This window comes from Streptomyces spinosus (assembly GCF_020400655.1).
Classification (GTDB): domain Bacteria; phylum Actinomycetota; class Actinomycetes; order Streptomycetales; family Streptomycetaceae; genus Streptomyces; species Streptomyces argyrophylli.
Genome location: NZ_JAINRC010000011.1, coordinates 238,645 through 265,628, shown reverse-complemented (window position 1 = coordinate 265,628; position 26,984 = coordinate 238,645). Strand labels below are relative to the sequence as shown.

The window sequence follows — 26,984 nt, the reverse complement described above, 5'->3', positions numbered from 1 at the left end:
GTGAGAAGAAAGTGAGACAGGCTAGTTCAGGCGCGGAATTTCGATCGCCGGGCACCGGTCCATCACCATCTCCGTGCCCGCCGCCCGCGTCCGCTCGTAGGCCGCCTCGTCGACGACCCCGAGCTGGAACCACACCGCCCGCGCGCCCTTCGCCACGGCCTCGTCCGCCACCGCGCCGGCCAGGTCGCTGTTGACGAAGACGTCGACCACGTCCACGTCGAAGGGGATGTCCGCGAGGGAGGCGTAGCCCTGCTCCCCGTGCACCGTCTCGGCCTTGGGGTGCACCGGCACGATCCGCTTGCCGTACCGCTGGAGCACCCGCGCCACCCCGTAGGCGGGCCGGTTCTGGTTCGAGGACAGGCCGACCACCGCCCAGGTGTCGCCCAGCTCGGTCAGGATCCTGCGGATGGTCGCGTCGTCGCCGTACATCGGCCGCCTCCTCGGGCTGCGGGGAACTGTGCGTCCGGGCAACATCGCCACGGCGGGTGTGGATTCCCGCCGCACCCCGCCACGCTGTCCGGAATCGGCGCAAGCCGCTGCGTACGGCCGCCCACCCGCCTACGCTCGCCCCGTGCTGCGCATTCTCGACGCCCGAACCGGTGAGCCCGTCCCCGCCGCGCCCGCCCGGCGCGGCCTGACCCGCATCGCGACCGACGCCTCCGGGCTCGACCCGACGGCCCTTAGGGTGATGCTCACCGCGGATCTGCTGGTACGGGCGCTGGAACTGGGCGGCACCCCGGTCTGGACGATCCTCACCGCCCCCCGCGACCAGCCGGAACTCCGCACAGCCGCCACCCGCCTCGCCATCCGCCCCTTCGAGGACGACCGCGACCTCGCGTCCGGCTTGGGCGAGGCCCAGGTGATCCGCGTCGCCCGGCGGGAGGAACGGGCGCGGTGGACCGGGAGGGACCCGGTGCCGGGGGAGCCGGCTGGGGGAGCGGTGCCCGGCCCGGCACCCGAGGAGCGGGGCGAGGCCCCGACGGCGGCGGGGGCACGGGGCGAACGGGCCGAGGGCTCGGCGACGGCGCCGGTGGCCCGGTCGGCCGCAGGCCCGACGCGGGACCCGGTGCCGGGGGCACGGGAAGAGGGCCCCCTGGTCGCCGTCGCCCCGGTGGAGTGGGCCGGGCCGCAGCCGTCGCTCCCGGTCCTGCTCGCCGACCCCGCGGCGCTCCGGCTCGCCCTGCTCCGCGTCCCGCGGCACCAGCCCGCACGGCTGGACGGCGGCGCCCTGGACCGGGCCGCCGGGCAGCTCGCGGACTGGCGGCGGGCCATGGCCGGCTGGGCGCGGCGTCCCTCACGACCGGTGCCGGAACCGGTGCGCGCACGGTTGCGGGCCGCCTGGGAGGACGATCTCGACCTGCCGGGGGTACTGGACGTGCTGCGGGACGTGGCGTCCACCCCGGACCTCACCGACGGAGCCCGCTTCGAGACGTACGCCTACGCCGACCGCCTGCTCGCCCTGGACCTCGCACGCGACCTCGGTAGCCCCGCGTGATCGCCCCGGCGGCCGCGGGCCGGCGGTGCTCCCGCCGGCCGGGTCCGGGAGTGCCCGGGGCCATGGCGGGTTGTCGGCGCCGAGTGGTGTCGGGAGGTACGCGTGAACGTGTCGGCGGCTGCCGGGGGGGCTGTGGCCGGTGGTGTTCCGGCGGGCCGAGTGCAGGTGGTGCGAGTTCAGCGGGCCGAGTACAGGTGGTGCGGGTCTTCCGGGGGCGGCCGGGACGTGCCGGCGCCGCGTGGCCGCCGGGAGCCTTTCGTGATCGCCCCCGCGGTGGTGGACCGGCCCTGGGTGCCGGTGGTGCTCCGGTGGCCCTGGCCCGGATGGTGCGGGGGTGCCGGGGGCCACGGCGGGTCGCCGGCGCCGTGTCCTGTCGGGAGCCCCGCGTGAGCGCCCCGGCGGGGAGCCCCGCGTGAGCGCCCCCGCAGGTGCCGGTCCGCTGCGGCGGCTCGTGGTGTTGCGGCACGCGAAGTCGGCGTGGCCCGAGGGTGTCGAGGACCACCGCAGACCGCTCGCCCCGCGCGGGCTGCGTGACGCGCCGGCCGCCGGACGGGCCCTCGCCGCCGTGACGCTGCCCGACCTCGCCCTGTGCTCCACCGCCGTACGCGCCCGCCGCACCTGGGAGCTGGCCTCCGCCGAGTGGGCCACGCCGCCGCCGGTGCGCTACGACCGGCGGCTGTACGCGGCCGGCGCACCCGAGCTGCTGGAGGTCGTGCGCGAGGCGCCGCCGGAGGTCCGGACGCTGCTGCTGGTCGGCCACAACCCCGGCCTGGAGGAACTGGTGCTGACGCTGGCCGCGGACGGCCTCGACGACACCCTCGACCGGGTGCGGGCGAAGTTCCCGACCGGCGCCATCGCCGTGCTCGCCTGGCACGGCACCGACTGGCCGGCCCTGGCCCCGGGCACGGCCCTGCTCACCTCCTTCACGGTCCCGCGCGGGAAGAAGAGGAGCTGAACAGGGGCGTCCGGCGCTCGCATAGGCTGGCCGGATGCAGGACGAGTACCGCACAGTCGCCCGCGCGGGCGTGCACGAGACCGAGATCAACCGCTCCCGCTTCCTGTGCGCCCTCGCCCCGGCCGCCACCGAGCAGGAGGCCCAGGACTTCATCGCCGCCGTGCGCAAGGAGCACGCCGACGCCACCCACAACTGCTGGGCCTACGTCATCGGCGCCGACGCCTCCGTGCAGAAGGCCAGCGACGACGGCGAACCGGGCGGCACCGCCGGTGTGCCCATGCTGCAGATGCTGCTGCGCCGGGACATGCGGTACGTGGTGGCCGTCGTCACCCGCTACTACGGCGGCGTGAAGCTCGGCGCCGGCGGACTCATCCGCGCGTACGGCGGCTCGGTCGGCGAGGCCCTGGACGCGCTCGGCACGATCACCCGGCGCCGTTTCCGGCTGGCCACGGTCACCGTCGACCACCAGCGCGCCGGCAAGGTCCAGAACGACCTGCGCGCCACCGGACGCGAGGTGCGGGACGTCCGCTACGGCGAGGCCGTCACCATCGAGATCGGTCTGCCCGACGCCGAAGTGGACGCCTTCCGCTCCTGGCTCGCCGATGTGACGGCGGGCACGGCGGGCTTCGAACTCGGCGGCGAAGCCTACGGAGACGCTTGACAATTGGGTCTAATCGGACGCAACGGTCTTGTGGTGTACGGGTCATGGCGGGCTGGTACCGGAGTAACCGCCCGTGCTGTCGGACCCGGCCGTTACGCTCGGGGATCATGAGGATCCTGCACACGTCCGACTGGCACCTCGGCCGGGCCTTCCACCGGGTGAACCTGCTCGGGGCCCAGGCCGAGTTCATCGGTCACCTCGTCACCACCGTGCGTGAGCGCGAGGTGGACGCGGTGGTCGTGTCGGGCGATGTGTACGACCGCGCGGTGCCCCCGCTCGCCGCGATCGAGCTGTTCGACGCCGCCCTGCACCGCCTGGCCGGCCTCGGCGTGCCCACGGTGATGATCTCCGGCAACCACGACTCGGCCCGCCGTCTCGGCGTCGGCGCCGGACTCATCGGCCGCGCGGGCATCCACCTGCGCACCGAGCCGTCCGCCGCCGGCACCCCCGTCGTGCTCCCCGACGCCCACGGCGACGTCGCCTTCTACGGCCTGCCGTACCTGGAACCGGCCCTGGTGAAGGACGAGTTCGGCGTCGACAAGGCCGGCCACGAGACCGTGCTGGGCGCCGCCATGGACCGCGTACGCGCCGACCTCGCCACCCGCGCGCCGGGCACGCGTTCCGTCGTCCTCGCCCACGCCTTCGTCACCGGCGGCGAGGCCAGCGACAGCGAGCGGGACATCACCGTCGGGGGAGTGGCCGCCGTACCGGCCGGCGTCTTCGACGGCGTCGACTACGTGGCGCTCGGGCACCTGCACGGCTGCCAGACCATCACCGAGCGCGTGCGCTACTCCGGATCGCCGCTCGCCTACTCCTTCTCCGAGGCCGGCCACCGCAAGAGCATGTGGCTGATCGACCTGGACGCGGACGGCTCCCTCACGGCCGAACGCGTCGACTGCCCGGTGCCCCGCCCGCTCGCCCGCCTCAGCGGCACCCTGGACGACCTTCTCGCCGACCCGGCGCTGACCCGCCACGAGGACGCCTGGGTCGAGGCCACCCTCACCGACCCCGTCCGCCCGGCCGACCCCATGGCCCGGCTCACCGAGCGGTTCCCGCACACCCTCAGCCTGGTCTTCGCCCCCGAGCGCACCCCGGACGACCCCCAGGTGTCGTACGCCCGCCGCCTCGCCGGCCGCAGCGACCAGCAGATCGCCCAGGACTTCGTCGCCCACGTGCGCGGCACCGGACCCGACGAGCAGGAGGCGGCCGTGCTGCGCGAGGCCTTCGACGCCGTGCGCGCCGACGACGCCGTGCGGGAGGTGGCCCGGTGAGGCTGCACCGGCTCGACCTCACCGCCTTCGGACCCTTCGGAAGCGCCCAGAGCGTCGACTTCGACGCCCTGTCCGCCGCCGGGCTGTTCCTGCTGCACGGCCCCACCGGCGCCGGCAAGACGTCCGTCCTGGACGCCGTCTGCTACGCCCTCTACGGCTCCGTCCCCGGCGCCCGGCAGAACGGCCAGGGCATGACCCTGCGCAGCGACCACGCCCGGCCCGGCACCCGTACCGAGGTCCGTCTCGAACTCACCGTCGCCGGACGCCGGCTGGAGATCACCCGGCAGCCCCCGTGGGAGCGCCCCAAGCTGCGGGGCACGGGCACGACCGTCGACAAGGCCCAGACCTGGCTGCGCGAGTACGACGGCACGGCCGGCGTCTGGAAGGACCGCAGCCGCTCCCACCAGGAGATCGGCGAGGAGATCACCCAGCTGCTCGGCATGAGCCGAGAGCAGTTCTGCCAGGTCGTCCTGCTGCCCCAGGGCGACTTCGCCCGCTTCCTGCGCGCCGACGCCGAGGCCCGCGGCAGACTCCTCGGCCGCCTCTTCGACACGCAGCGCTTCGCCGACGTCGAGAAGCGCCTCGCCGAACGCCGCCGCGCCACCGAGGCACGCGTGCGCGAGGGCGACGCAGCCCTCCTCGCCGACGCCCACCGCATGCAGCAGGAGGCCGGCGACGCCATGGAGCTGCCCGGCCTGGCACCCGGCGACCCGGGACTGGCCGAGGCCGTCCTCGGCGCCGCCGCCGTGGCGCGCAGCACCGCCCGGGAACGCCTCACCGTCGCCCACTGCCGGCTGTCCGCCGCCGAGTCCGCCCACGCCGACGCCCGCCGCACCCTGGACGAGACACGCGAACTCGCCCGACTGCAGGCCCGGTTCGCCGAGGCCCGGCAGCGCGCCGAGCGCCTCCGGGAGCGGTCCGGCGCCCACCGGGAGAACCAGCAGCGCATGGAGCGGGCCCGCAAGGCGGAGGCGGTCGCCCCCGCCCTGGAGCTGCGGGACGCCGCAGAGGCGGAACACCGCCGGACCACCGCGGCCGAGGCACGCGCGCGCGGACTGCTCCCCGACTCCTTCGCCGACGCTGGCGCGAGCGGACTGGCCGCCGCCGCCCGCCGGGCCGCCGAGGAACTCGGCGGCCTGGACGCGGCCCGGCGCGCCGAACGCAGGCTCGCCGAACTCGCCGAGGAGCGGGCCGGACTCGACCGGCAGGAGCGCGCCGACGAGGACGTCCTGCGCGAGGCGGAGGCCTGGCTCGCCGACTGGGACGGCGTCCGCGCGGCCCTCCAGACCCGCGTCGACTCCGCCCAGGAAGCCGCCACCCGCGCCGAACAGCTCGCCGTCCAGCGCGACCCCATGCGGCGCCGGCTCGACGCGGCCCGCACCCGCGACCGGCTCGCCGCCGACCTCGAACAGGCCCGGCAGCGCGCGGACGCCGCGCGGCAGCGCGCCCTCGACGCCCGCGTCCACTGGCTCGACCTCAAGGAACAGCGGCTGAACGGCATCGCCGCCGAACTGGCCGCCCATCTCACCGACGGCGAGCCCTGCGCGGTCTGCGGAGCCACCGAACACCCCGCCCCCGCCCGCAGGGTCGCCGGACACGTCGACCGCGAGGCCGAGGACCGGGCCCTCGCCGCATGCCGGCGGGCCGAGGAGCAGCACACCGGGGACGAGCGGCGTCTCGGCGAGGTCCGCGAGGCCCTGGCCGCCGCCACCGCCGAGGCCGGGGACACGCCCACCGACCGACTCGCCGCCGAGGCGGACCGGCTGGAGCAGGAGTACGCCCGCGCCCGCCGCGCGGCCTCCGCCCTGCACCCCGCCCAGGAGGAACTGCGGCGTGCCGAGCGGGAACGCGAGCAGCGGCTCGCCGACCGCCAGCAGGCCGCCGTACGGGCCGCCTCCCGGCTCACCCGCCGCGACACCCTGGAACGGGAACAGACCCAGCTCCAGGCCGAGCTGGAGCAGGCCCGGGGCAGCGCCGGCAGCGTGGCCGCGCGGGCCGCCCAGCTGGAGCGGCGGGCGGCCCTGCTCACCGAGGCCGCCGACGCCGTGCGCGCCGCCGAGGACGCCGCCCAGCGGCTGAAGGACGCCGACGCCCGCCTCGCCGACGCCGCCTACCGGGCCGGCTTCGACACGCCGCAGGCCGCCGCGGCGGCCCTCCTGGACCCGGCCGCCCACCGTGACCTCCAGCACCGCCTGGACGCCTGGCAGCAGGAGAAGGCCGCCGTCCGCGCGGTCCTCGCCGACCCCGCTACCGCGGCGGCCGCCCAGCAGCCGCCCGCCGACCCGGCCACGGCCGAACGGACCGCGGCCGCGGCGGAACGGCGGCTGCGCGAGGCGGCCTCCGCGCGCGACGCCGCCGCCCGCTGCTGCGCGCAGCTGGACCGCCTCTCCGCCCGCGCCGGCCAGGCCGTACGCCGGCTCGGCCCGCTGCGCGAGGAGTACGACCGGGTCGCCCGGCTCGCCGCCCTCACCGCGGGCACCTCCGCCGACAACGAACGCCGGATGCGTCTGGAGTCGTACGTCCTGGCGGCCCGTCTCGAACAGGTCGCCGCCGCCGCGACCGTCCGCCTCCAGCGCATGTCGTCGGGCCGCTACACCCTCGTCCACTCCGACGACCGCACCGGGCGCGGGCGCTCCGGGCTGGGACTGCACGTGGTCGACGCCTGGACCGGACGGGAACGGGACACCGCCACCCTGTCCGGCGGCGAGACCTTCTTCGCCTCCCTCGCGCTCGCGCTCGGCCTCGCCGACGTCGTCACTGACGAGGCCGGCGGCGTCCGCCTGGACACCCTCTTCATCGACGAGGGCTTCGGCAGCCTGGACGACCAGACCCTGGACGAGGTCCTGGACGTCCTGGACTCCCTGCGCGAACGCGACCGCAGCGTCGGCATCGTCAGCCACGTCCCCGACCTGCGCCGCCGCGTTCACGCCCAGCTGGAGGTCGTCAAGGACCGCTCGGGCTCGACACTGCGGCAGCGGGGCGTCGGATGACGAGTCGCGCGCGGGGTTCTCCGGACGCCGGGCTCAGGCCGTCACTCACATACGCGGGATGAGGTTCGCGGCGACGAGGCTGTGGTAGGCGGCGTCGAGGTGTGAGGTCTCGGTCCGGGCGGGGTTGCCGCCCCTGGAGACGGGGACGAGGACATCGGACAGCGGATCGTCATCGCGTGGTCTCTCCAGGGTCAGGACGTCCCCTATGCCGGGTGCGGCGGCATCACGGCCCGTCAGCGGCTCCAGGCCCCATCTCTGTCCGATCGTCTTGAGCAGCGAGGTGTGGTCCAGCGGCGCGCTGTCGTCGGGGACGCGGAAGACGGTCCCGGGCTCGATGAGGGGCGACACCAGCACGGCGGGCACGCGTACCCCGAACCGGGTGAAGTCGAAGTCGAACTCCACTCCCCGGATGTCGTCGGGTGGCGTCGCGCCGGCGGGCGGAGGCACGTGGTCGTAACAGCCGCCGTGCTCGTCGTAGGTGACGACCAGCAAGGTCCTGGCCCAGTCCGGTCCGCGGCGCAGGGCCTGATAGGTGTCGTACACGAGGCGCTCGCCCAGGGCCACGTCATCGTGGGGATGCTGGCTGTTCCCCGTGGTTCCCCACGAGGGCTCCAGGAAGGTGAAGGCGGGCAGTCGGCCGCCGGCGGCCGCCTTCGCGAAGTCCATGAACTGGCCGAAGTGACGCATGCCGGCCCGCTGGGTGTCGGGGAAGTCGGCCATGGTCTTCGGCCACTTGTTGTACCCGTACACCATCCAGTCGAACGCGTCACCGAGCCGGCCGAAGATGCTCGGAGTGTCGAACAAGGGTCGCTGCGTCTGTTCCGCGAGTTGCAGACTGGTCTTGTCGAGCAGGTAGCCCAGGCTGGTCCCGGCAAGGGCGAAGGCCCGGTTGGGCAGGGTCTGGGTGGGCACCGAGCAGTACCAGTGGTCGCACACCGCGTAGCCCCGGGCCAGTCCGGACAGCACCGGCACGCCTTCCGGGGTGAAGCAGCCCATGATGTCGCTCGCGGTGACGTCCGGGGAGTTACCGCTCCGCGTCGGATAGACCTGCGCGTAGTCGATGACGAAGCCGTCGTTGGTCGCGTCGGGGACGGGTGTGGGCGGATGCTCCGTGCCGAACAACTGGACGTTCACCCGGTCGAACTCCTCCCCGGGGATGGAGCCCGGCATGAAGTACGCCCCGGGCTCGGCCGGGTCGATCCGGAAGACGGTGACCTTGCCGCCGTTCCCGTCGGGGTTGGCCTCCGCGCCGGTCAGTCCCTCGAAGGCGTCGCCGCGGGGCGAGCGGTTGCCCTGGTCGGTGTAGAGGAACCCGAGCATGTTGTCCAGGGAACGGTTCTCCAGCATGAGGACCACGAGATGGTCCACTCTGTCCAACGGTGCGGTGTCCGAAGTCATCGGGAATCTCCCGCGGTTCGCGAGGACGGGGGGAGCGAGGCCCCACCGGCCACGGCAGTGGCCCCACTTCCACCGTAGGACGCGGGGCCGTACCTCGCTCGGCGACGCGGCGCATCCGGAAGACGCGGCCGGGGGACCAGGCCCGCGCGTCCAGCCCGGGGAACCCGAGGGCGTCAGGGAGCGGTCCAACCCCCCAGCGGACGCCGGGTCAGCGGGGAGGAGTACACGACGCTGGTGGTCACGGAGCCCAGCGCGCCGATCCGTCCCGAGACCTCCTCCAGATGGGACATCGACCGCGCGGCGACCTTGATGACGAAGCAGTCGTCGCCCGTGACGTGGTGTGCCTCCAGGATCTCCGGCGTCACCGCGACCAGGTCGTGGAACGGCTTGTAGTTGCCGTTCGGGTAGCGCAGGCGTACGAACGCGAGGATCGGCAGGCCCAGCCGCTCGGGAGCGACCACCGCCGCGTACCCCTGGATCACGCCGGCCTCCTCCAGTCGCCGTACCCGCTCGGTGACGGCGCTCGGCGACATGGAAACCGCCCGCGCCAGCTCGGCGTAGCTGGCCCGTCCGTCGCGCTGGAGGACGTCGAGGATGCGCCGGTCGGTGGCGTCGGGGGAATGCGCGGTCATCCTGGATGGATAACAGGGGAATCCCCGGCCGGGCAAGGGCGGGCCCGGGGATCGTCCCTTCAACAGGCGGTCGCCGGACCGTAGGTTTCCCCACATGATCGACACCGCTTCCGAGAACCCCGTCCTGCGCGTCGCCCCGGCCGCCCCCGCACACGCCGCCGCCTACTTCCGGGCGAACCTCGCCTTCCACGCCGATGTCTCCGACGTCGCCGCCGCGCTGGCGGCCGGCGGCGACCCCGGCTTCGTCGTCGTGGACTCGCGCTCCACCGAGTCCTGGGACCAGGGCCACATCCCCGGCGCCGTCCACCTGCCCACCGCCCTCGTCCCGCGGCAGGCCGCACAGCTCCTCGACCCGGAGGTGCCGGTGGTGACGTACTGCTGGGGCCCCGGCTGCAACGGCGCCACCCGCGCCGCCCTCGCCCTGGCCGAACTCGGCTACCGGGTCAAGGAGCTGCTCGGCGGCTTCGAGTACTGGGCCCGCGAGGGCCTCCCCTACGAGACCTGGCAGGGCCCGGCGCGCCGGGACGCCGATCCGCTGACGGCACCCGTGGCGGGCGAGTGCGGCTGCTGAGGCGCGCCGCCGAACGGGCGGCCACGGCAGCCCGTTCGGGTACAGTCGGGCAGTGCCCGAGCTGAAGCGGCTGCACGCCGGCCACGCCCCTGCGGTCCTGGACTTCGAGCTGTCGAACCGCGCCTACTTCGCCGCCTCGATCTCCGACCGCGGCGACGACTACTTCGAGCAGTTCACCGACCGCTACAACGCCCTGCTGGCCGAGCAGGAGACGGGCACCTGTGCCTTCCACGTGCTCCTCGCCGAGGACGGGTCGGTCCTCGGCCGGTTCAACCTGGTCGGCATCGAGAACGGCACCGCGGAACTCGGCTACCGGGTCGCCGAGCACGCCGCGGGCCGCGGCCTGGCCACCGAGACCGTCCGGGAGCTGTGCCGCCTGGCGGCCCGCCGGCACGGACTGCGGGTGCTGCGGGCGGCCACCTCCCACCGGAACGTCGCGTCCCGCAGGGTGCTGGCCAAAGCGGGGTTCGTCCCGGTCGGACCGGCCGACCCGGCCGACCTCGGTGGCAAGCCGGGCACCTCGTACCAGTGCGACCTGGTCACGCTCCGGCCGTAGGTGTGCTGTCCCGGACCAGGCCGGACGACGACAGGCCCCGGACCGGCGGGGCACCCCCCGATCGGCGGGGGTGGTCCGGCCACCTGCGGGAGGTTGAGGCAGCACCTTTTCTGGAACGTTGTGACCAAGGGAAACGGCTCTGCCCCGGCTGGTCCGCCGGCCGCGTGGCCCTCCCGATCGGAGAAGGAGGTCGGACAGTGACGGTGCGACTGACGATGCTCTGCGCGACCACCGCGGAAGACGGCCTCGGCCAGGTCTTCGGGGACGGTGCCGTGAGCGAGCGCCGCCGGCGTGAGCTGGCAGCCATGACAGCGACCCTCCCACCGTACGCGGTGGCCCTGCGCGGGCCCTCCGCCCGCTGCGCGCAGACCGCCGAGGCCCTCGCCGTCGCGGCCGTGCCCGAGCCCGAGCTGCGCGACCTCGACCACGGCAGCTGGAACGGCCGTACCCCCGAGGACATCGCGGCCGTCGACCCGCACGGGCTGTCCGTCTGGCTGACGGATCCCGACGCCGCACCGCACGGCGGTGAGACCGTCCGCGAGCTGTGCCGCCGGACGGCCGCCTGGCTGGACACCCTCCCCGCCGGCACCGGACGCGTCCTCGTCATCACCGAGGTCTCCGTCATCAGGGCCGCGCTGGTCCACGCCCTGTCCGTACCCGTCCGCTCCTTCCCGCACCTGCGGATCCCGCCCGGCTCCGCGGTCACGCTGACGCTGAGCGACGGCCACTGGAGCACCCGGTTCGACCGGATCACCGTCCCGCATCGCCGCAAGTCGGCCGACGGCGTCCCCACCGTGGCGGTGCCGACCACGCCGACCACACGACAGCGCATGTGCCTCACCGGCCGGCCCTGACACCGCGGGGCGGACCAGCCACCACCCGATCACCAGAGCGTCGGAGCCTGTCCGTACCGCGCCCAGCGGCGAAGCCGCCCCGGGCGTGGTACGAAATGGGACAGTGGTTCCATACAGGCTGGAGCGCACGTGATCCGGGTACTGGTGGTCGACGACGAAGCCCTGATCCGCACGGGCTTCCAGCGCATCCTGGCCGCCGCCGACGGCATCGAGGTCGTCGGCGCGGTGTCCGGCGGACAGGCCCTGCGGGCGGTGCGCGAGCAGCGCCCCGACGTGGTCCTGCTGGACATCCGCATGCCCGACGTGGACGGGCTCACCGTTCTGGGTGAGATCCGCCGGCTGCGGGAGCCCCCCGTGGTGGCCATGCTCACCACGTTCGACATGGACGAGTACGTGGAGACGGCGCTGCGCTCGGGCGCGGCCGGATTCCTCCTCAAGGACACCGACCCCGAGGCGCTGCCGCTGGCCGTGCAGAACCTGGCCCGCGGCGGCACCGTGCTGTCACCCAAGGTCACGCGCACGGTGGTGGACGGCTATCTGAGCGCAGGAGGGCCGGAGCACCCGCCCAAGGCCGTCGAACGGCTCACCTGCCGGGAGCGCGAGGTGCTGCTCCTCCTCGCCGAGGGCCTGTCGAACGCCGAGATCGCGGCCCGCATGCACCTGAGCACCGGCACCGTCAAGGACCATGTCAGCGCCATCCTCACCAAGCTGGAGGTCAGCGGCAGGGTCCAGGCCGCCCTCCTCGCCCAGCGGGCCGGACTCCTCGTGGAGGGGACCGGATGACCCCCCGCCCGTCCCCGCTGCGCCGTCCGTCCCCGCTGCTGCTGGACGGCGTGGCGATCGCCATGGCGCTCCTCGACGTGTGGGCCCACTGGGACATCGCCGAGCCGTTGCGGATGGCGTGCGCCCTGGCCGCCGCCGTCGTCCTGCTGCTGCGCCGGCGCCAGCCGCTGCTCACCTTCCTGCTGACCCTCCCGGCCGTCCTGCTCTCCGACTCGGTCGTCGCCTGCCTGGCCGCGCTCTACACCCTCGCCTCCCTCAGCCGCCCCCGGACGCTGCTGCTCCTGTGCGTCCTGGCCTTCGCGTTCTGCGACACCACTGCCCTGCCGTCACCGAGCTTCGATCTGACCGCGCTCAGCAGGCTGATCCCGTTCGGCTACAGCGCCGCCACCGCGGCCGCCGCCGTGTTCCTCGGGCAGCTCGTGCGGACCCGGCGCGACCTGTCGCTGAGGCTCACCGAGATCTCCGAGGCGCGCGACCACCAGCAGCTGCTGACGGCCCAGGCCGTCCTGGCCAAGGAGCGCGCCCAGCTGGCGCGGGAGATGCACGATGTCGTATCGCACCAGGTCAGCCTGATCGCCGTGCGCGCCGGAGCGCTCCAGGTCGGCGCGAAGGACGCGGACACCAAGGAGGCCGCTGCGACGATCCGGCGGCTGAGCGTGCAGACGCTGGACGAGCTGCGCCACATGGTCGGCGTCCTGCGTGCCTCCGGCGGCCACCCCACGGAGCTGACCCCGCAGCCGGCGCTCAGCGACATCCAGCGGCTGGCCGACAGCAGCGGCATCGAGACCGAGCTGCGCACGGACCTGCCCGAAGGACTCCCGGCCACCGTCCAGCGCGCGGTCTACCGCACGGTCCAGGAAGCGCTGACCAACACCCGCAAGCACGCTCCCGGCGCCAAGGCGCGCATAGACCTGGTGCACGCCGACGGGTCGATCCGGGTCCGGGTCACCAACACCGCGCCGACCCAGCCGCCGCTGCCGCTGCCCGGTGCCCACCACGGCCTGATCGGGCTGCGCCAGCGCGCCGAGCTCCTCGGCGGCACCATGACCGCGGGCCCGACGAGCGACGGCGGTTACGAGGTCTGCGTGGTGCTGCCGGCGGAGGTCACGGGGTGAGCGGACGACGTGCCGGGGGCCGCGCGGCCCGGCGTCGCGCCCTGCGCCGCGTCGGCGGGTCGATCGGTCCGGTCGGCAACACCGCCGCTGCCGCCGGCCGGTGCCGGTGGCCACCGTTGGTGATGTCGGCGCAGGGGCGTTGCCCAGGTGCCGGGGGCCGCGCGGCCCGGCGTTGTGCCCTGCTCCGCGCCGGCGGGTCGACCGGTCCGGGGCACCAGCACCGCGCCGACCCAGCCGCGGCTGCCGCTGCCCGGTGCAGGTGACCCTCACAGGTGCTGCCGCTGCCCGGTGCCGGTGACGCTCACCGGTGCTGTCGGCGGAAGTCCGCGGTGAGCGGACGACGTGCTCAGCGCAGCCCGTCGAAGGTGACGCCCAGGTGCCGGGGGCCGCGCAGCACGGCGTTGCGCCGGTACGGCGGCGGGTCCTCGACCAGCCGGGGGCCCTCCAGCCGCCGGGCCAGCTCGGACAGCGCGATCTGGGCCTCCAGCCGCGCCAGCGGGGCGCCGAAACAGCTGTGGATGCCACTGCCGAAGCCGAGGTGCTGGATGTCACCGCGGTCCGGGTCGAACCGCTCCGGGTCCTCGAACCGCTCCGGGTCCCGGTTGCCCGCGGCGAGCACCAGCCAGATGCGCGAGCCCTTGGGGATCGTGACCCCGCGCACCTCGATGTCGGCGATGCAGGTGCGCTGCGGCACCAGCTGCACCGGTGGTTCGTACCGCAGCAGCTCCTCCACGATGTTGACCGACAGCCCCGGGTCCTCCCGCAGCCGCTGGAGGATCTCCGGGTGGCGCAGCAGGGTGAGCATGCCGTTGGTGATCAGGTTGACCGTCGTCTCGTGACCGGCGATCAGCAGCAGCACCGCGGTGCTGAGCACCTCCATCATCGACAGGGAGCCGTCCGGGCCCCGGCCGGCGACCAGGTCGGACAGCAGGTCGTCCCGCGGCTCCTTGGTGCGTTCCTCGACCAGTCCGGCCAGGTACATGCCGAGCTGCATCCGGGCTTCCCGTGCCGTCCTCTGGGCGTCGGCGTCCCGGTCCGGCCCTGCCGCCGGTTCGAGGCCCGCGACCAGCGGGTCGACCCAGGTGCGGAATCGCGGCTCGTCCTCCCGGGGGACCCCGAGCAGCCGGCAGATCACCGTGACGGGGAACGGGTAGGCGAACCGGTCGACCAGGTCCACCTGGCGCGCGTCGCCGAATCCGTCGATCAGCCCGGTGACGATCTCCCGCATGCCGCCCCGCATGTCCTCGATCCGCCGCGGCCGGTGAGGCGGCCCGAACGCGCTGTTCGCGATGCGCCGCAACCGGTCGTGCTCGGGCGGGTCCAGACGCAGGAACGACGGCGGCAGCCCTCCCGTCTCCTCGGTCTGGTCCAGCTCGTCAGTCCCGGCGGCGGCCAGGTTGGCCGCGTCGGAGCTGATCCGGGGATCGTGGAGGAGCGCCTTGATGTCGTAGTACGAACTGATGAGGTACGGCCCTCCCTCCTCCTCGTGGAGCACCGGCGTCCTGCGGAGCTCCTCGTAGAGGGGGTACGGGTTGGCGCGGTTGGCGTAGTCGGTGATCCGGCGGGCGAGCGATGCGTGCGGCATGGCGGGTCCTCGGGGCGTCGGGGCCGTGGCGGGTCAGTGGCGGGCGGGGTGGAAGACCAGTTGCTGGTCGGCCGGCGAGTAGCCGCTGAGGGTGACCATCGGGCCGTGCGTCGGCAGGGACGGGTCCGGGAACGCGGCCGGCACCGGCTGCCGGCCTTCGGGACGCCGGTCCACCGTCGGGTACTCCACCGGGAACGGCGCCCCCCGCTCGATCTGCCGCTGGTAGAACTCGAGCCACCGCGTGTTGTCGAAGGTCACGGCGGCCACGATCCGGCCCTGGTGGCCGTAGACGCCGACGAACCGGCGCTCGGCCAGCGAGCCCTGCGTGATCATGAGCTCCTCGCCCATGGGCGGCACCCCGACCGACTTGATGTTCACACCGAACATCGACGACCAGAAGGCGGGCATCCACAGGTGCGGCCGCCGGTCGGCACCGTGGCAGATCATGTTGTGCGCGGCCGTCTCCGCCTGGGCGACGGCATTGCCCCAGTGCTCCAGCGACAGGAACTGGTAGCCGAAGATGGCGTGCGGGGACCGCGCCACGTCGCCGGCCACGAAGACGTCGTCCGTGACGATCCCCCGGAAGTCGAAGGCGCGGCAGCCCGCGTCACAGGCGATGCCCCGGGGCCCGGCGCCGAGCCCCGACCCGGTCAGCCACTCGGTATTGCGCAGCGAACCCAGCGACACCACGACCACGTCCGCCTCGACGACGCTCTCGTCGGACAGATGGACGGCCCGCACCCTGCCGACCCCGTCGCCCTCCAGCGCGGTCACCGTGACATGGGTGCGCAGGTCCACCCCGTTCTCGCTCTGCAGGTCCGCCGCGACCGCGCCGACGACCCCGCCGAGCGCGCCCACCAGCGGCGCGCCCGCGCGCTCCGCCACGGTCACCTGGAGATCCATCTCCCGGCACGCCGAGGCGACCTCCGAACCGGCGAACCCGGCGCCGATCACGAACACCCGGCGCGGCCCCGCCTTCAGCCGCCGGTACAGGTCCGCCGCGTCCTCCCGGGTGCGCAGCAGGCAGACCCCGTCGAGCCGGGCCTCCTCCTCCTTCGGCCACGGCCGGGCGCGGACGCCGGTCGCGATGAGCAGCCGGTCGTACTCCACCTCGTCGCCGTCGGCGAGCCGGACCCGCTTGGCCGTCAGGTCCAGGCCGGTCGCCGCCACGCCGAGGCGCCACTTGGCGTCGATCTCCCGGCGGTGCGGCAGCTCGGTGTGGTGCGGGGACGCCCTGCCCAGCAGCACGGACTTCGACAGCGGCGGCCGGTCGTACGGCTCGTGGGGCTCGTCACCGATCAGGGTCAGCTCACCGGCGAAACCCTCCGCGCGCAGCGTCTCGGCGGCCCGCAGACCGGCGAGCGAGGCACCGACGATCACGATCCGGCCCTCACGTCTGAGCCACTCCACGTAGTCAGCGGCCATCGGACGCCTCCCGCGTCTCAGCCGCGCGCGTCAGGCCGTCCGCCGTGATCGCCTGCACCGGGCACGCGGCCACGGCACGCGCCACCCGCTCGCGCTGCTCCTCGTCCGCGTGCGGGTCGTAGACCAGCGCCTCCTCGCCGTGCATGGCGAAGACGTCGGGCGCGAGGAACGCGCACTGCGCGTACCCCTGACACTTGTTGAGATCGACGACGAGCCTCATCGACGCTCCGCCCTTCCCATGGCCAGGTCCGGACGCGCCGCGCGGCGAGCGCGGGCGGCTGCGGACGGCGGTCGTCCCCCGCCCGCCAGCATGCGAGCCCGGGCGGGCCCGCCGCGCGCCGGGCACGCCGATCGAGTGAGCGGCGGGCGGTCCCGGCGTCATCCGGCGACGGCGGGCCGCGGACCCTCACGGCGGCCGGCCATGAGGATGTGCACGCTGAGCAGCAGCGACCAGGCCGGGAAGGCGAGTTCCGCCCACGGCACGTTGGACGACACGAACAGCAGCGTCACGGCGGTGAGGAAGCCGAGGACGGTGAGCCGGCGCGGCAGGACACCGAGGCGGTGGCCGATGACCGACAGGGAGGACACGAAGACGGCCGCCATCCGCATCGCGTACTCCGTCATCAGCGTGTACGCGAGGTGGCGGCCGAAGTCCCAGGTGGCCGGCGGCGGTGACACGCCGGCCGGGTGGGCCAGCACGAGCACGGCACTCGCCGCCGCGGCCGCGCCGAACAGCGTGGCGGTGAAGACCAGCCCGCTGCCCAGGAAGACCGTCGCGAGGAACTTGTCCTCGCCCGCGCCGACGTGCGCGCGGATCACGCCGATGAACCACAGGAAGAAGATGCCGGCGAACGGCACCAGCGCGAGGGCCGTCCGCAACGCCCGGCGCTGCGCGGAGTCCGTGAAGCCGTGCGCGGTCACCGCGTCGGCCCCTTCCGGGATCCCCAGTCTGACCAGGACGATCGCCGCCGCCAGGAGCAGCGCGAAGACGACCCCGGCGAGCCCCGCGGAGCGCGGTGTCCGCAGCGCCCGCTGCCCCGGCCCGATCTCCTGCATGCCCGGCCCGCCTTCCGCATCGGCCCCCGGCACCAGCTAGCCGTCCGGGCCCCGCCGGCGCCACCCCGGACGCGGCCGTCCGGCCGAGCGGAAAAACACTCGCGCCTGCGCGCCGTCCTGCCTAGGGTCAGCGTCCGTGCCCACACCCCCGCGGCCGACCCCCGCCGGACTCCGCCGTGACCCCCTGCCCCTGCGCGGCCGTACCGCACTCGTCACCGGCGCGAGCCGACGCGCCGGGATCGGGCACGCGGTGGCCCGGCGGCTGGCCGCCCACGGCGCCAGTGTGTACCTGCACCACCACGTGCCGCACGACGCCGCGATGCCCTGGGGCGCCGACGACCCCGACGCCGTCGCCGGCTCCGTGCGCGAGGCGCTCGGCGACCCCGGGGCGCGCGTCGTGCGGGGCCCCGGTGACCTGGCGGACCGGACGGAACCGGCCCGGTTGGTCGACACCGTGATCGAGGAGTTCGGCCGCCTCGACATCCTCGTCGCCAACCACGCCCTCAGCGGCTCCGACGGCACCCTGGACGACATCGACGCCGCGATGCTCGACGCCCACTGGGCCGTGGACACCCGCTCCGTGCTGCTGCTCGTCCAGGCGTACGCCCGTTCGCGGGCCGCCCTGCCGCCGGGCACGCCCGGCGGACGCGTGGTGCTGATGACGTCCGGACAGGACCTCGGCGGCGGCATGCCGGGCGAGATCGCCTACGCCCTCCAGAAGGGCGCCCTCGCCTCCGTCACCCGCTCCCTGTCCACGACGCTCGCGGCGCGGGGCATCACGGTGAACGCCGTGAATCCCGGCCCCGTCGACACCGGGTACGCCACCGGCGAGGTCCACGCGGCCGTGGCCGCGCGGTTCCCCGCCGGGCGCTGGGGCACACCCGACGACCCGGCCCGCCTCATCGCCTGGCTGGCCACGGACGAGGCGGGCTGGATCACGGGGCAGGTCATCACCTCGGAAGGCGGCTTCCGGCACTGACGCGGGCGGTCACCGCGGCAGCGAGGCGGTCACCGCCGGACGTCGCGGGCCGTCACAGCCGGGACAGTTCGTCCACCAGGTCGTCCAGGCCGAGGGAGCCCTGCGACAGCGCCGCCATGTGCCACGCCTTCAGGTCGAACGCGTCGCCGTGCCGCTCGCGCGCCTTCTCCCGGCCCAGCAGCCACGCCCGCTCCCCGAGCTTGTAGCCGATCGCCTGGCCCGGGATCGTCAGGTACCGGGTCAGCTCGCTCTCCACGAAGTCCGCCGGGCGGCTGCTGTGCGCGCCGAAGAACTCCTCGGCCAGCTCCGGGGTCCACCGCTCCCCGGGGTGGAACGGCGAGTCCGCCGGGATCCGGAGCTCCAGGTGCATGCCGATGTCCACGATGACCCGGGCCGCCCGCATCATCTGCGCGTCCAGGTAGCCGAGCCGCTCCTCCGGGTCCGTGAGGTAGCCGAGCTCGTCCATGAGCCGCTCCGCGTACAGCGCCCAGCCCTCCGCGTTGGCGCTGACCCCGCCGACCGTCGCCTGGTAGCGGGAGAGGTTCTCGGCCACGTGCGCCCACTGCGCGAGCTGGAGGTGGTGGCCGGGCACGCCCTCGTGGTACCAGGTCGAGACCAGGTCGTAGACCGGGAAGCGGGTCTGGCCCATCGTGGGCAGCCAGGTGCGGCCGGGCCGGGAGAAGTCCTCGGACGGCGCCGTGTAGTACGGCGCCGCCGCACCACCGGGCGGGGCGATGCGGGACTCGACCTTCCGTACCCGCTCGGCCAGTTCGAAGTGCGTGCCGTCCAGCTCCTCGATCGCCCTGTCCATCAGCCCCTGGAGCCACTCCCGGACCTCGTCCACGCCCTCGATGTGCCGGCCGTGCTCGTCCAGGTGCGCGAGCGCCACCCAGGGCGTCTCCGCGCCGGGCAGGATCTTCCCCGCCTCCGTCCTCATCTCGCCGAGGATGCGGTGGAACTCCGCCCAGCCGTACGCGTACGCCTCGTCCAGGTCCAGGTCCGTGCCGTTGAAGTAGCGGGCCCAGCGCGCGTACCGCTCCCGGCCGACCACGTTCGGGGCGCCCTCGATCGCCGGCGCGTACACGTCCCGCAGCCAGTCCCGCAGCTCCACCAGGGCGCCGGTCGCCGCACGCGCGGCCTCGTCCAGCTCCGCGCGCAGCGCCTGCGGACCCGCTGCGGCGAAGTCCTCGTACCAGCCGCGGCCCGTGCCGTCCGTGTCCGTCCACTCGGTGAGCTGGCCGATGTACGTGGCGGTCGGCCGGGGAGCGGCGAACAGCTTGCGCTCCAGACCCAGTTCGAGCGACGCGCGGTAACCCGCGACCGCGCCGGGCACCGCGCGCAGGCGCTGCGCTATCGCCGCCCAGTCCTCCTCCGTGTCCGCCGGGGTGACCGTGAAGATGTCCCGCACCGAGTGGCCCGGCGTGCTCATGTTGCCGATCGCCCGCAGGTGCTCGTCCGCCTCGTGCACGGCGATCTCGGCGGTCAGCCGCTCCCGCAGCAGCCGCGCGCAGCGCCGCTCGGCGTCGCTGTCCGCACCGGGCCGCCGCTCGGCCTCGTCCAGCTTCGCGAGCGTGGTCCGTGCCAGCTCGGCCAGGGCCTCCCGACCGGCCGGCGAGTAGTCGGGCAGCCTGCTCGAACTCTCCTTCACACCGAGGTACGTACCGATGACCGGGTCGAGGGAGACGAGGTCGTCCACATAGGCGTCGGCGACCTGACGGGGCAGCGGGCTCTGGGTATCAGACATGCGGCCCATCCTCGTACGAGGACGATCGCCGCGTCATCCGGGTTTGCCGGGATTCAGCTCTGGGCGTGCCCGGGCGGCAGCAGCGGCCCGCACTCCCACTGCTGGAAGATCAGCCGGGTCTCCACCCGGGCCACCTCGCGCCGCGCCGTGAACTCGTCGAGCACCAGCCGCTGCAGATCGGCCATGTCCGCGACGGCCACGTGCACCAGGTAGTCGTCGGGCCCCGTCAGATGGAACACCGACCGCGCCTCCGGCAGCGCCCGGATCCGGTCCACGAACGGTCCCACCAGCTCCCGCCGGTGCGGCCGCACCTGCACGGACAGCAGTGCCTGGAGACCGCGTCCGAGCTTCCCCGGGTCGAGCCGCAGCCGGTGCCCGAGGATCACACCCGAGCGGCGCAGCCGGGTCACCCGGTCCAGACAGGTCGACGGCGCCACGCCCACCTGCGCGGCGAGGTCGCGGTAGGTGGTCCGGGCGTCGTTCTGCAACAGCCGCAGCAGATGCAGATCGACCGGATCCAGTACGACAGATTCGGCCACCGGCCGAACGTAGCACGGCGTCCGGCTCCCAGGAACCGTTCCCTGTTCACCCTTCCGGTCATGGACACATCGAGCACGAGTGCCTACGACGACGTACGCACCGCATCGAGAGCGCTGGCCACCGAGGCCGTGCACGCCGGCCGTGACGACCTCGCCCGCCAGGGCCTGCACGCCCCGCCGATCGACCTGTCCACCACCTACCCCTCCTACGACAGCCGTGCCGAGGCCGCCCGCATCGACGCCTTCGCCACCGACGGCGCCGACCCGGTCGGACCGCCCGTCTACGGCCGCCTCGGCAACCCGACCGTCGCCCGCTTCGAGACCGCCCTCGCCCGGCTGGAGGGCACCGGGTCCGCCGTCGCCTTCGCCAGCGGCATGGCCGCGCTCAGCGCGGTCCTGCTCGCCCGGTCCGCCATGGGCCTGCGCCACGTCGTCGCGGTACGGCCCCTGTACGGCTGCAGCGACCACCTGCTCACCGCCGGGCTGCTCGGCACGGAGGTCACCTGGACCGACCCGGCCGGCATCGAGGACGCGCTGCGCCCGGACACCGGTCTGGTCATGGTCGAGTCCCCGGCCAACCCGACCCTCGCCGAACTCGACCTGCGGGCCGTCGCGCACGCCTGCGGTTCGGTGCCGCTGCTCGCCGACAACACCTTCGCCACGCCCGTGCTGCAACGCCCGGCCGAGCAGGGGGCCCGGCTGGTGCTGCACAGCGCCACCAAGTACCTGGGCGGCCACGGCGACGTGCTGGCCGGGGTGGTCGCCTGCGACGAGGAGTTCGCGGGCCGGCTACGGCGGATACGGTTCGCCACCGGGGGAGTCCTGCATCCGCTCGCCGGCTACCTGCTGCTGCGGGGGCTGTCCACGCTCCCGGTGCGGGTGCGGGCCGCCTCCGCGAACGCCGCCGAACTGGCCCGCAGGCTCGCCGCCGACCCGCGCGTGGCCCGGGTGCGCTATCCACGGCTCGGCGGCGCGATGATCGCCTTCGAGGTGCACGGCGACCCGCACGAGGTGATCTCCCGGGTCCGGCTCGTCACCCCCGCGGTCAGCCTGGGCAGCGTCGACACGCTCATCCAGCACCCCGCCTCCATCAGCCACCGCATCGTGGACGCCGACGACCGCCGCGGGGCCGGCGTCAGCGACCGGCTCCTGCGGTTGTCGGTGGGCCTGGAGGACGTCGACGACCTGTGGTCCGACCTGGACCAGGCCCTGGGCGCCCCCGGCGCGCGCCGGGTGACGCCCCTGCGGGAGGCGGTGCGCTGAGGGGGGCGCGCTGACGGGCGCCGTCAGCCGAGGCGGGGCGGCCGGGGGCCGGGCGCGGTGGCGGCCGGAGTCGGGTCCAGGCGCGCCGTGATGACCAGGGTGCCCTCCTCGACCTGGTAGTCCAGCGGCAGGCCCAGGCCGCGCATCGCGGCCACCATGCCGGTGTTGGACGCCTTCGTCACGGCGTACACGCTCTCGCAGCCGGCCTCCGCCGCCAGCGCCACCAGCCGGCCGAGCAGCTCACCGCCGACGCCGCGCTGCTGCCAGGCGTCCTCGACCAGCAGCGCGACCTCGGTCTCGTCGCCGTCCCACAGCAGATGTCCGAGGCCGACGATCCGGCCGGACGCGGTCTGCGCGGCCAGCGTCCGGCCGAAGCGGGGGCTGAGCAGGTGGTTCAGATAGCGGTCCGCGTCGCCGACGGGGCCGTGGTAGCGCAGGCCGAGGGTGTGCGGCGAGCACCGGTCGTGCATCGCCCGGGCCGCCGGCAGGTCCCCGGTGTCGACCCGGCGCACGGTGATGTGGTCGCCCTCGGGCAGGGTCAGCACATCGTGTCCGCGCGGGATCCGGGGTCCGAGCCGGGTGTCCAGTTCCACGAGCGCCCGAGCGCGCGCGAACTCGGTGGGGGTGAACGGCAGATGCGGCCGCTCCACGGTGAGCACCCCGCCCTCGGGCGCCGGCAGCCGCATCACGGTGTCCTCCAGGACCCCTCCGGCCGGCACCGGCTCGGGGCCCCGGCCGCCGCCGGCCGGTGCGCCGGGCAGCGTCCGGATCGTGCAGCGGCCCAGCAGCTGGCGCAGCGCGAGCGGCAGTTCGGCGGTGTCCAGGGCGGTGCGGGCGGCCAGCCCGAGCACCCGGGTGGGCGCGTCGACCAGGTCATGGGCGTCGGCCCGCTCGATCCACGTGGCCGTGCCGCCGGCCAGCGCGACCGCGCGGGTGATCTCGGCCGCCGCGAGCGTGCCCGGCGCCCGCAGCAGGAACTCGTCCACGGTGCCGTCGGCCAGCGGGTGCGTCTGCAGGCTGAGGATGTCCACCCGCCGTTCGGCGAGCGCCGTGCACAGGGCGGCGAGAGAACCTGGCTCGTCCTTCACCGTCGTCCGCATCCGCCACAGTACGCCGGCGACCTCGTCGGCGGCGGGCTGCCCGGAAGGCCCGGCAGGCCGCGCAGCGGCGGCCGTCCGGGCACCGGTATCGCTCACCGGCGGGGCGTGTCCGTGGCGGCGTGACCACCACACGTGGAAGCCCGCCGTCGCGGCCAGCACGATGGCCGAGATCACCAGCAGGGCCGGGCCGTCGGGCCCGTGCCCGATCAGGTTGGCCACCGCGTCCGCGACGGCCACGGCGGTGAACAGCGCGGCGAGTTCGACGACGTCCCGCCGCCAGTGGTGCACGGGCCGGCCGTGCCTCGCCCGGGTCACATCAGGAATGTCCGGAGTCATGCAGCCACTGTGAAGGAACGGTGTTGCGTGATCACGAACTGACTGTGACCGATGGGTAAAGCAAGCTTCCGTCCTCTTTGTTGCATTTTCTACTGGACGCGGGGACGCGCGGACGTATCGCCTCGTTCCCGGGGTCCGACCGCAGCTCCGGGATCTCCCCGGCCCCAGGACGATGCGTACGCCGGCAGGCGCGGAGCCGGACCACGTGCCCGGGCGGGGCGGACCCGCGCCGCGCGCCCGGGAGCGGTGCCGGACCGCGTACCGGAGGTCGGCACCGACACGCGGCGCGCGGTCCGAGGCGTCCGGGCTCGCAGGCGGCGGCCCGCCGATGCCGACGGCTACTGACCGACCCGGCCCGGCTGGAGCGTCTGGGTGAACAGCACGGTGCCGTCCTGCTCCCGCAGCCGTACCGTCAGCTCGCCGCTGTCCCCGTCGATGTCGACCTCGCCGAAGAACTGGTAGCCGCCGGCGGGCGAGACGTTCGACGCGGTCGGCGCCTTCACGAACACCCGCTCCGGGCCGAACGTGCCGTCCAGCGCGCTGGCCGGGAAGGCGCCCGCGTTCAGCGGTCCCGAGACGAACTCCCAGAACGGCTCGAAGTCGGTGAACGCGGCCCGGGACGGCTGGTAGTGCTGGGCGGAGGTGTGGTGCACGTCCGCCGTCAGCCACAGCGTGCCGGTGATCCGCCGGTGCTTGACGAACCGCAGCAGCTCGGCGATCTGCAGCTCACGCCCGAGCGGGGCGCCCGGGTCGCCCTGGGCCACCGCCTCGAAGTTCGGCTTGTTCTCCACTGGGTCGGGGACGACGAGGCCGAGCGGCATGTCGGCGGCGATCACCTTCCACACCGCGCGCGAGCGGGCCAGCTCCCGCTTGAGCCACTCCAGCTGCTCCCGGCCGAGGATGCCCTGCGGGTCCACGGTCTGGTCGTCGGGGGAGTTGGCGTTGCGGTAGGTCCGCATGTCGAGCACGAACACGTCCAGCAGCGGGCCCTGGCGCAGCACGCGGTAGACACGGCCCTCCTTCGCGCCGGGACGCAGCGTGGACAGGGGGAAGTACTCGCTGAACGCCCGCCGGGCCCGCGCGGCGAGGACGTCGATGCTCTTCTCGGTGTAGCGGGTGTCCGAGGAGGCGATGACCTCGCCCGGGTACCAGTTGTTGCGCACCTCGTGGTCGTCCCACTGGATGATCGAGGGCACCTGGGCGTTGAAGCGGCGCAGGTTGGCGTCGAGCAGGTTGTAGCGGAAGTTGCCCCGGTACTCGGCGAGGGTCTCGGCGACCTTGGACTTCTCCTCGGTGGTGACGTTCCGCCAGGTGCTGCCGTCGGGCAGAGCCTGGGTGGCGGTGATGGGGCCGTCGGCGTAGATGTTGTCGCCGCTGCACAGGAAGAAGTCCGGGTCCAGCTTCGCCATCGCGTCGTAGATGCGGTAGCCGCCGAGGTCGGGGTTGATGCCCCAGCCCTGGCCGGCCAGGTCGCCCGACCACAGGAAGCGCACGCCGTCGCGGCGGCGCCGGGAGACTGTGCGGAAGGTTCCGGTCACGGGCTCGCCGGTGCGGCGCGGGTCGTCCGGGTCGGCGAGCAGCACCCGGTAGTGGATCTGCTCTCCGGAGGGCAGGCCGTGCAGCCGGGTGGTGCCGGTGAAGTCCGTGCCGGCGCCCAGCAGCGGGCCGTGCCACCGGCGCGGGTTGCGGAACGACTCGGTGGCCGAGGTCTCCACGATCATCCGGGCGGGGCGGTCCGAACGCACCCACACGAGGCCGGAGTCGGCGCTCACGTCGCCGGTCTGCACGCCCCAGCCCGCCGAGGGCCGTCCGGAACGGGCGAACGCCGGGGCCGCGCCGAGGCCCACGGGCAGGGTCAGGGCCGCGGACGCGGCGAGGGAGCCGCGCAGGACGCTGCGGCGACCGGGGAGCGGACGGTGGGACATGGCTGCGCCTCCAGGGACGGGATCCGGCCAGTGTGCAGAGCCACACCTACTGGGGCGCCGCGGCGCGCACACGAACCGGAAGTGAACTCCAGCCGGCCGCAGAGCGGTCAGCCGTGCTCAGCGGCTGCCGTCCAGGATGACCCGCGCGACCAGCGCCGGGTCGTCGTTCATCGGGCAGTGGCCGCAACCGGGCAGCCGCACCAGCCGGGCGTGCGGGATGAGCTGCTTGGCGCGGACCCCCTGGCGGCGCACGAGGATCCGGTCCCGGGTGCCCCAGGCCACGGTGACCGGCAGGCCCGACAGGTCGTCGGTGAACCGGACGGTGGCTCCGGCGCGCAGGGTCGCCTCGAAGCCGGTGGCACCGACGAGCGCGAGCGTCTCGGCGACCACCGCCTCCGGCGAACGGCGCGCGGGGCGGGCGTAGATGGTGCTGGTCAGCGCGGTACGGCCGGCCGCCGTGCGGGACAGCTGCTCCACGAGCGGGAGCGGAAGCCGCTGGGCGATGCCGCGCATCGCCAGCAGCACCGTGAAGGCGTACCGCCGCTCCGCCTCCGACCAGAACCCGGCGGGGGAGAGGGCGGTGACGGACCGTACGAGCTTCTCCCGGCCCAGTTCCAGGGCGAGCAGGCCGCCCAGCGAGTTGCCGGCGACGTGCGGACGCTCCAGCTCCAGCGCCTCGAACAGGGCGCCGAGCACGGAGTTGGTGGTGGGCAGGTCGTAGGCCAGGCCGTCCGGGAGCGCCGGGGACGCGCCGAAGCCCGGCAGGTCGACGGCGACCACCTCCCGCTCGGTGGCCAGGATGTCCACGACCGGGTCCCAGGCCTGCCGGTGATGGCCGATCCCGTGCAGCAGGACCAGGGGTTCGCCGCGGCCCACGCGCGCGTAGGAGACGCTCACGTCGCGCGGGCCGTGCGGGGTGGGGACCTTGAAGGAGACGGTGGCGGACATGGGGGTGCTCCTCGGCTGGGCTGCTGACGGACGCCGTAGACAGCTTGTCAGCAATTACTACCGGCCGGTAGCCCCCGGGCTCGCGCCCGTCGCACGGCCCTGCCCCACGGCCCCGCCGTACGGCTGCGTCGTACGGTCCTCAACGCGTCCGGTGGACCTCGACGTTGAAGTCGGCGTTCCCGAAACGGCCGAAGAGCGCGAGCCACAGCGGCAGGTACATCTCCACCGCGCGTGCCGAGCGGATGCCGCCCAGGTCCAGCACCCGCCCGGCCGGCCAGCCGAACTCCCCGAGCAGCGCCGTCACCTGCTGCTTGGCGTCGGAGTCCGCCCCGCACACGAACACGTGGTGGTCGCCCGGGACCCGCCGTGGGTCCACCATCACCTGGCAGTTGACCGTGTTCAGCGTCTTGACCACGCGCGCCCGCGGGAACGCCCGCTGGATCCGCTCGGCCACGCTGTCCGACTCCACCGGGTCCAGCCGTGGCCGGCCGTCCTCGAACGCCAGGGGATTGGAGACGTCCACCAGCACCTTGCCGTCCAGGTGCTCTGCGCCCGCCGCCCGCAGCGCCTCCAGCGCCACCCGGCCGCCCACCGCGTTGACGACCACCTCGCCCGCCGCGGCCGCGTCCGCGAACGTCCCCGCGTGCGCCCGGCCGGCCTCGGCCGTCGCCCACTGCGCCGCCACCGGGTTGTCCCGGGAGCGGGACCCGAGGGTCACCTCGTGCCCCAGCTCCAGCAGCCGGCCGGCCAGCGTGCGGCCCACCTCGCCCGTGCCCAGCACCGCGTACCGCATCGCCCACCTC

Annotated in this window: 25 protein-coding genes; 12 read left to right on the top strand and 13 right to left on the bottom strand. The window is 74.4% G+C overall.

Features of this window, described 5'->3' with window-relative positions:
* Positions 1-21 precede the first annotated feature (21 nt).
* Positions 22-429, bottom strand: a complete 408-nt coding sequence (locus LG395_RS22140) for a CoA-binding protein (protein ID WP_171158436.1) — start codon at positions 427-429, stop codon at positions 22-24.
* Between the two features lie 142 nt (positions 430-571).
* On the opposite strand from LG395_RS22140, the gene LG395_RS22135 reads away from it, so the two are divergent.
* The 5 genes from LG395_RS22135 (at position 572) to LG395_RS22115 (ending at position 7,372) form a co-directional block, all read left to right on the top strand.
* Positions 572-1,495, top strand: a complete 924-nt coding sequence (locus LG395_RS22135) for a hypothetical protein (protein ID WP_225810951.1) — start codon at positions 572-574, stop codon at positions 1,493-1,495.
* A 412-nt stretch (positions 1,496-1,907) separates the two neighbouring features.
* On the top strand, positions 1,908-2,450 hold the full coding sequence (locus LG395_RS22130; protein WP_225810950.1) for a SixA phosphatase family protein: 543 nt from the start codon (positions 1,908-1,910) through the stop codon (positions 2,448-2,450).
* A 34-nt stretch (positions 2,451-2,484) separates the two neighbouring features.
* On the top strand, positions 2,485-3,111 hold the full coding sequence (locus tag LG395_RS22125) for a YigZ family protein (protein ID WP_225810949.1): 627 nt from the start codon (positions 2,485-2,487) through the stop codon (positions 3,109-3,111).
* 107 nt (positions 3,112-3,218) lie between these two features.
* Positions 3,219-4,382: an exonuclease SbcCD subunit D gene (locus LG395_RS22120; protein WP_225810948.1), complete on the top strand. Its 1,164-nt coding sequence runs from the start codon at positions 3,219-3,221 to the stop codon at positions 4,380-4,382.
* Positions 4,379-7,372 (top strand): AAA family ATPase, encoded by a 2,994-nt coding sequence (locus LG395_RS22115; RefSeq protein ID WP_225810947.1) that lies wholly within the window; start codon positions 4,379-4,381, stop codon positions 7,370-7,372. The genes LG395_RS22120 and LG395_RS22115 overlap by 4 nt, the downstream gene beginning before the upstream one ends.
* 45 nt (positions 7,373-7,417) lie before the next feature.
* On the opposite strand, the gene LG395_RS22110 is transcribed toward LG395_RS22115, so the two are convergent.
* Both LG395_RS22110 and LG395_RS22105 read right to left on the bottom strand, forming a co-directional pair.
* Positions 7,418-8,770 carry an alkaline phosphatase family protein gene (locus tag LG395_RS22110; protein WP_225810946.1) on the bottom strand — a complete coding sequence of 451 codons (1,353 nt, stop codon included), beginning with the start codon at positions 8,768-8,770 and terminating at the stop codon, positions 7,418-7,420.
* A gap of 173 nt (positions 8,771-8,943) precedes the next feature.
* A complete protein-coding gene (locus LG395_RS22105) occupies positions 8,944-9,402 on the bottom strand; it encodes an Lrp/AsnC family transcriptional regulator (RefSeq protein ID WP_171158449.1) in 459 nt (152 codons plus the stop codon).
* Between the two features lie 94 nt (positions 9,403-9,496).
* Between LG395_RS22105 and LG395_RS22100 the strand changes: the two genes are divergently transcribed.
* From LG395_RS22100 to LG395_RS22080, 5 genes are all read left to right on the top strand, one after another.
* Positions 9,497-9,973, top strand: a complete 477-nt coding sequence (locus LG395_RS22100) for a rhodanese-like domain-containing protein (protein ID WP_171158451.1) — start codon at positions 9,497-9,499, stop codon at positions 9,971-9,973.
* 52 nt (positions 9,974-10,025) lie between these two features.
* Positions 10,026-10,529 (top strand): GNAT family N-acetyltransferase, encoded by a 504-nt coding sequence (locus tag LG395_RS22095; protein ID WP_225810945.1) that lies wholly within the window; start codon positions 10,026-10,028, stop codon positions 10,527-10,529.
* Positions 10,530-10,726: 197 nt separating this feature from the next.
* Positions 10,727-11,383 carry a histidine phosphatase family protein gene (locus LG395_RS22090; protein WP_225810944.1) on the top strand — a complete coding sequence of 219 codons (657 nt, stop codon included), beginning with the start codon at positions 10,727-10,729 and terminating at the stop codon, positions 11,381-11,383.
* Positions 11,384-11,512: 129 nt separating this feature from the next.
* A complete protein-coding gene (locus tag LG395_RS22085) occupies positions 11,513-12,166 on the top strand; it encodes a response regulator (RefSeq protein ID WP_225810943.1) in 654 nt (217 codons plus the stop codon).
* On the top strand, positions 12,163-13,281 hold the full coding sequence (locus LG395_RS22080) for a sensor histidine kinase (RefSeq protein WP_171158459.1): 1,119 nt from the start codon (positions 12,163-12,165) through the stop codon (positions 13,279-13,281). Before LG395_RS22085 ends, LG395_RS22080 begins: the two co-directional genes overlap by 4 nt.
* A 346-nt stretch (positions 13,282-13,627) precedes the next feature.
* Here the strand turns inward: LG395_RS22080 and LG395_RS22075 are convergent, their stop codons facing one another.
* From LG395_RS22075 to LG395_RS22060, 4 genes are all read right to left on the bottom strand, one after another.
* Positions 13,628-14,866: a cytochrome P450 gene (locus tag LG395_RS22075; protein ID WP_225810942.1), complete on the bottom strand. Its 1,239-nt coding sequence runs from the start codon at positions 14,864-14,866 to the stop codon at positions 13,628-13,630.
* Between the two features lie 33 nt (positions 14,867-14,899).
* Entirely contained in the window at positions 14,900-16,291 is a 1,392-nt protein-coding gene (locus LG395_RS22070) for an NAD(P)/FAD-dependent oxidoreductase (protein ID WP_171158465.1), read from the bottom strand.
* Entirely contained in the window at positions 16,281-16,511 is a 231-nt protein-coding gene (locus tag LG395_RS22065) for a ferredoxin (protein WP_171158467.1), read from the bottom strand. Before LG395_RS22065 ends, LG395_RS22070 begins: the two co-directional genes overlap by 11 nt.
* Before the next feature lie 158 nt (positions 16,512-16,669).
* Positions 16,670-17,347, bottom strand: a complete 678-nt coding sequence (locus tag LG395_RS22060; protein WP_171158468.1) for a hypothetical protein — start codon at positions 17,345-17,347, stop codon at positions 16,670-16,672.
* A gap of 136 nt (positions 17,348-17,483) precedes the next feature.
* Here LG395_RS22060 and LG395_RS22055 point away from each other — a divergent pair, with 136 nt between their 5' ends.
* The gene (locus LG395_RS22055) at positions 17,484-18,326 is read left to right on the top strand and encodes an SDR family oxidoreductase (protein ID WP_171158470.1); all 843 of its coding nucleotides are present in this window, start codon (positions 17,484-17,486) and stop codon (positions 18,324-18,326) included.
* A gap of 52 nt (positions 18,327-18,378) precedes the next feature.
* Here LG395_RS22055 and LG395_RS22050 read toward each other — a convergent pair whose 3' ends face one another.
* Complete coding sequence (locus LG395_RS22050) at positions 18,379-20,070, bottom strand: DUF885 domain-containing protein (RefSeq protein ID WP_225810941.1); 1,692 nt, start codon at positions 20,068-20,070, stop codon at positions 18,379-18,381.
* A gap of 53 nt (positions 20,071-20,123) precedes the next feature.
* Positions 20,124-20,609, bottom strand: a complete 486-nt coding sequence (locus tag LG395_RS22045) for an Lrp/AsnC family transcriptional regulator (protein WP_225810940.1) — start codon at positions 20,607-20,609, stop codon at positions 20,124-20,126.
* Positions 20,610-20,669: 60 nt separating this feature from the next.
* Here LG395_RS22045 and LG395_RS22040 point away from each other — a divergent pair, with 60 nt between their 5' ends.
* Positions 20,670-21,872: a trans-sulfuration enzyme family protein gene (locus LG395_RS22040; protein ID WP_225810939.1), complete on the top strand. Its 1,203-nt coding sequence runs from the start codon at positions 20,670-20,672 to the stop codon at positions 21,870-21,872.
* A gap of 23 nt (positions 21,873-21,895) precedes the next feature.
* On the opposite strand, the gene LG395_RS22035 is transcribed toward LG395_RS22040, so the two are convergent.
* The 4 genes from LG395_RS22035 to LG395_RS22020 all read right to left on the bottom strand — a co-directional run bounded on the left by LG395_RS22035 (position 21,896) and on the right by LG395_RS22020 (position 26,974).
* Complete coding sequence (locus LG395_RS22035; RefSeq protein WP_225810938.1) at positions 21,896-23,308, bottom strand: GNAT family N-acetyltransferase; 1,413 nt, start codon at positions 23,306-23,308, stop codon at positions 21,896-21,898.
* Between the two features lie 338 nt (positions 23,309-23,646).
* Positions 23,647-25,233 carry an alkaline phosphatase D family protein gene (locus LG395_RS22030; RefSeq protein WP_171158479.1) on the bottom strand — a complete coding sequence of 529 codons (1,587 nt, stop codon included), beginning with the start codon at positions 25,231-25,233 and terminating at the stop codon, positions 23,647-23,649.
* A 117-nt stretch (positions 25,234-25,350) separates the two neighbouring features.
* Positions 25,351-26,181, bottom strand: a complete 831-nt coding sequence (locus LG395_RS22025) for an alpha/beta fold hydrolase (RefSeq protein ID WP_225810937.1) — start codon at positions 26,179-26,181, stop codon at positions 25,351-25,353.
* A gap of 139 nt (positions 26,182-26,320) precedes the next feature.
* A complete protein-coding gene (locus LG395_RS22020; protein WP_171158483.1) occupies positions 26,321-26,974 on the bottom strand; it encodes an NADPH-dependent F420 reductase in 654 nt (217 codons plus the stop codon).
* Positions 26,975-26,984: the final 10 nt, after the last annotated feature.

Bases quoted from the DNA above. Each gene is read 5' to 3' on its own strand.
- LG395_RS22070 (WP_171158465.1), bottom strand. From the start codon at position 16,291: ATGGCCGCTGACTACGTGGAGTGGCTCAGACGTGAGGGCCGGATCGTG.
- LG395_RS22035 (WP_225810938.1), bottom strand. From the start codon at position 23,308: ATGACTCCGGACATTCCTGATGTGACCCGGGCGAGGCACGGCCGGCCC.
- LG395_RS22100 (WP_171158451.1), top strand. From the start codon at position 9,497: ATGATCGACACCGCTTCCGAGAACCCCGTCCTGCGCGTCGCCCCGGCC.
- LG395_RS22105 (WP_171158449.1), bottom strand. From the start codon at position 9,402: ATGACCGCGCATTCCCCCGACGCCACCGACCGGCGCATCCTCGACGTC.
- LG395_RS22140 (WP_171158436.1), bottom strand. From the start codon at position 429: ATGTACGGCGACGACGCGACCATCCGCAGGATCCTGACCGAGCTGGGC.
- LG395_RS22025 (WP_225810937.1), bottom strand. From the start codon at position 26,181: ATGTCCGCCACCGTCTCCTTCAAGGTCCCCACCCCGCACGGCCCGCGC.
- LG395_RS22060 (WP_171158468.1), bottom strand. From the start codon at position 17,347: ATGCAGGAGATCGGGCCGGGGCAGCGGGCGCTGCGGACACCGCGCTCC.
- LG395_RS22050 (WP_225810941.1), bottom strand. From the start codon at position 20,070: ATGTCTGATACCCAGAGCCCGCTGCCCCGTCAGGTCGCCGACGCCTAT.
- LG395_RS22040 (WP_225810939.1), top strand. From the start codon at position 20,670: ATGGACACATCGAGCACGAGTGCCTACGACGACGTACGCACCGCATCG.
- LG395_RS22125 (WP_225810949.1), top strand. From the start codon at position 2,485: ATGCAGGACGAGTACCGCACAGTCGCCCGCGCGGGCGTGCACGAGACC.
- LG395_RS22030 (WP_171158479.1), bottom strand. From the start codon at position 25,233: ATGTCCCACCGTCCGCTCCCCGGTCGCCGCAGCGTCCTGCGCGGCTCC.
- LG395_RS22020 (WP_171158483.1), bottom strand. From the start codon at position 26,974: ATGCGGTACGCGGTGCTGGGCACGGGCGAGGTGGGCCGCACGCTGGCC.
- LG395_RS22075 (WP_225810942.1), bottom strand. From the start codon at position 14,866: ATGCCGCACGCATCGCTCGCCCGCCGGATCACCGACTACGCCAACCGC.
- LG395_RS22110 (WP_225810946.1), bottom strand. From the start codon at position 8,770: ATGACTTCGGACACCGCACCGTTGGACAGAGTGGACCATCTCGTGGTC.
- LG395_RS22120 (WP_225810948.1), top strand. From the start codon at position 3,219: ATGAGGATCCTGCACACGTCCGACTGGCACCTCGGCCGGGCCTTCCAC.
- LG395_RS22065 (WP_171158467.1), bottom strand. From the start codon at position 16,511: ATGAGGCTCGTCGTCGATCTCAACAAGTGTCAGGGGTACGCGCAGTGC.
- LG395_RS22080 (WP_171158459.1), top strand. From the start codon at position 12,163: ATGACCCCCCGCCCGTCCCCGCTGCGCCGTCCGTCCCCGCTGCTGCTG.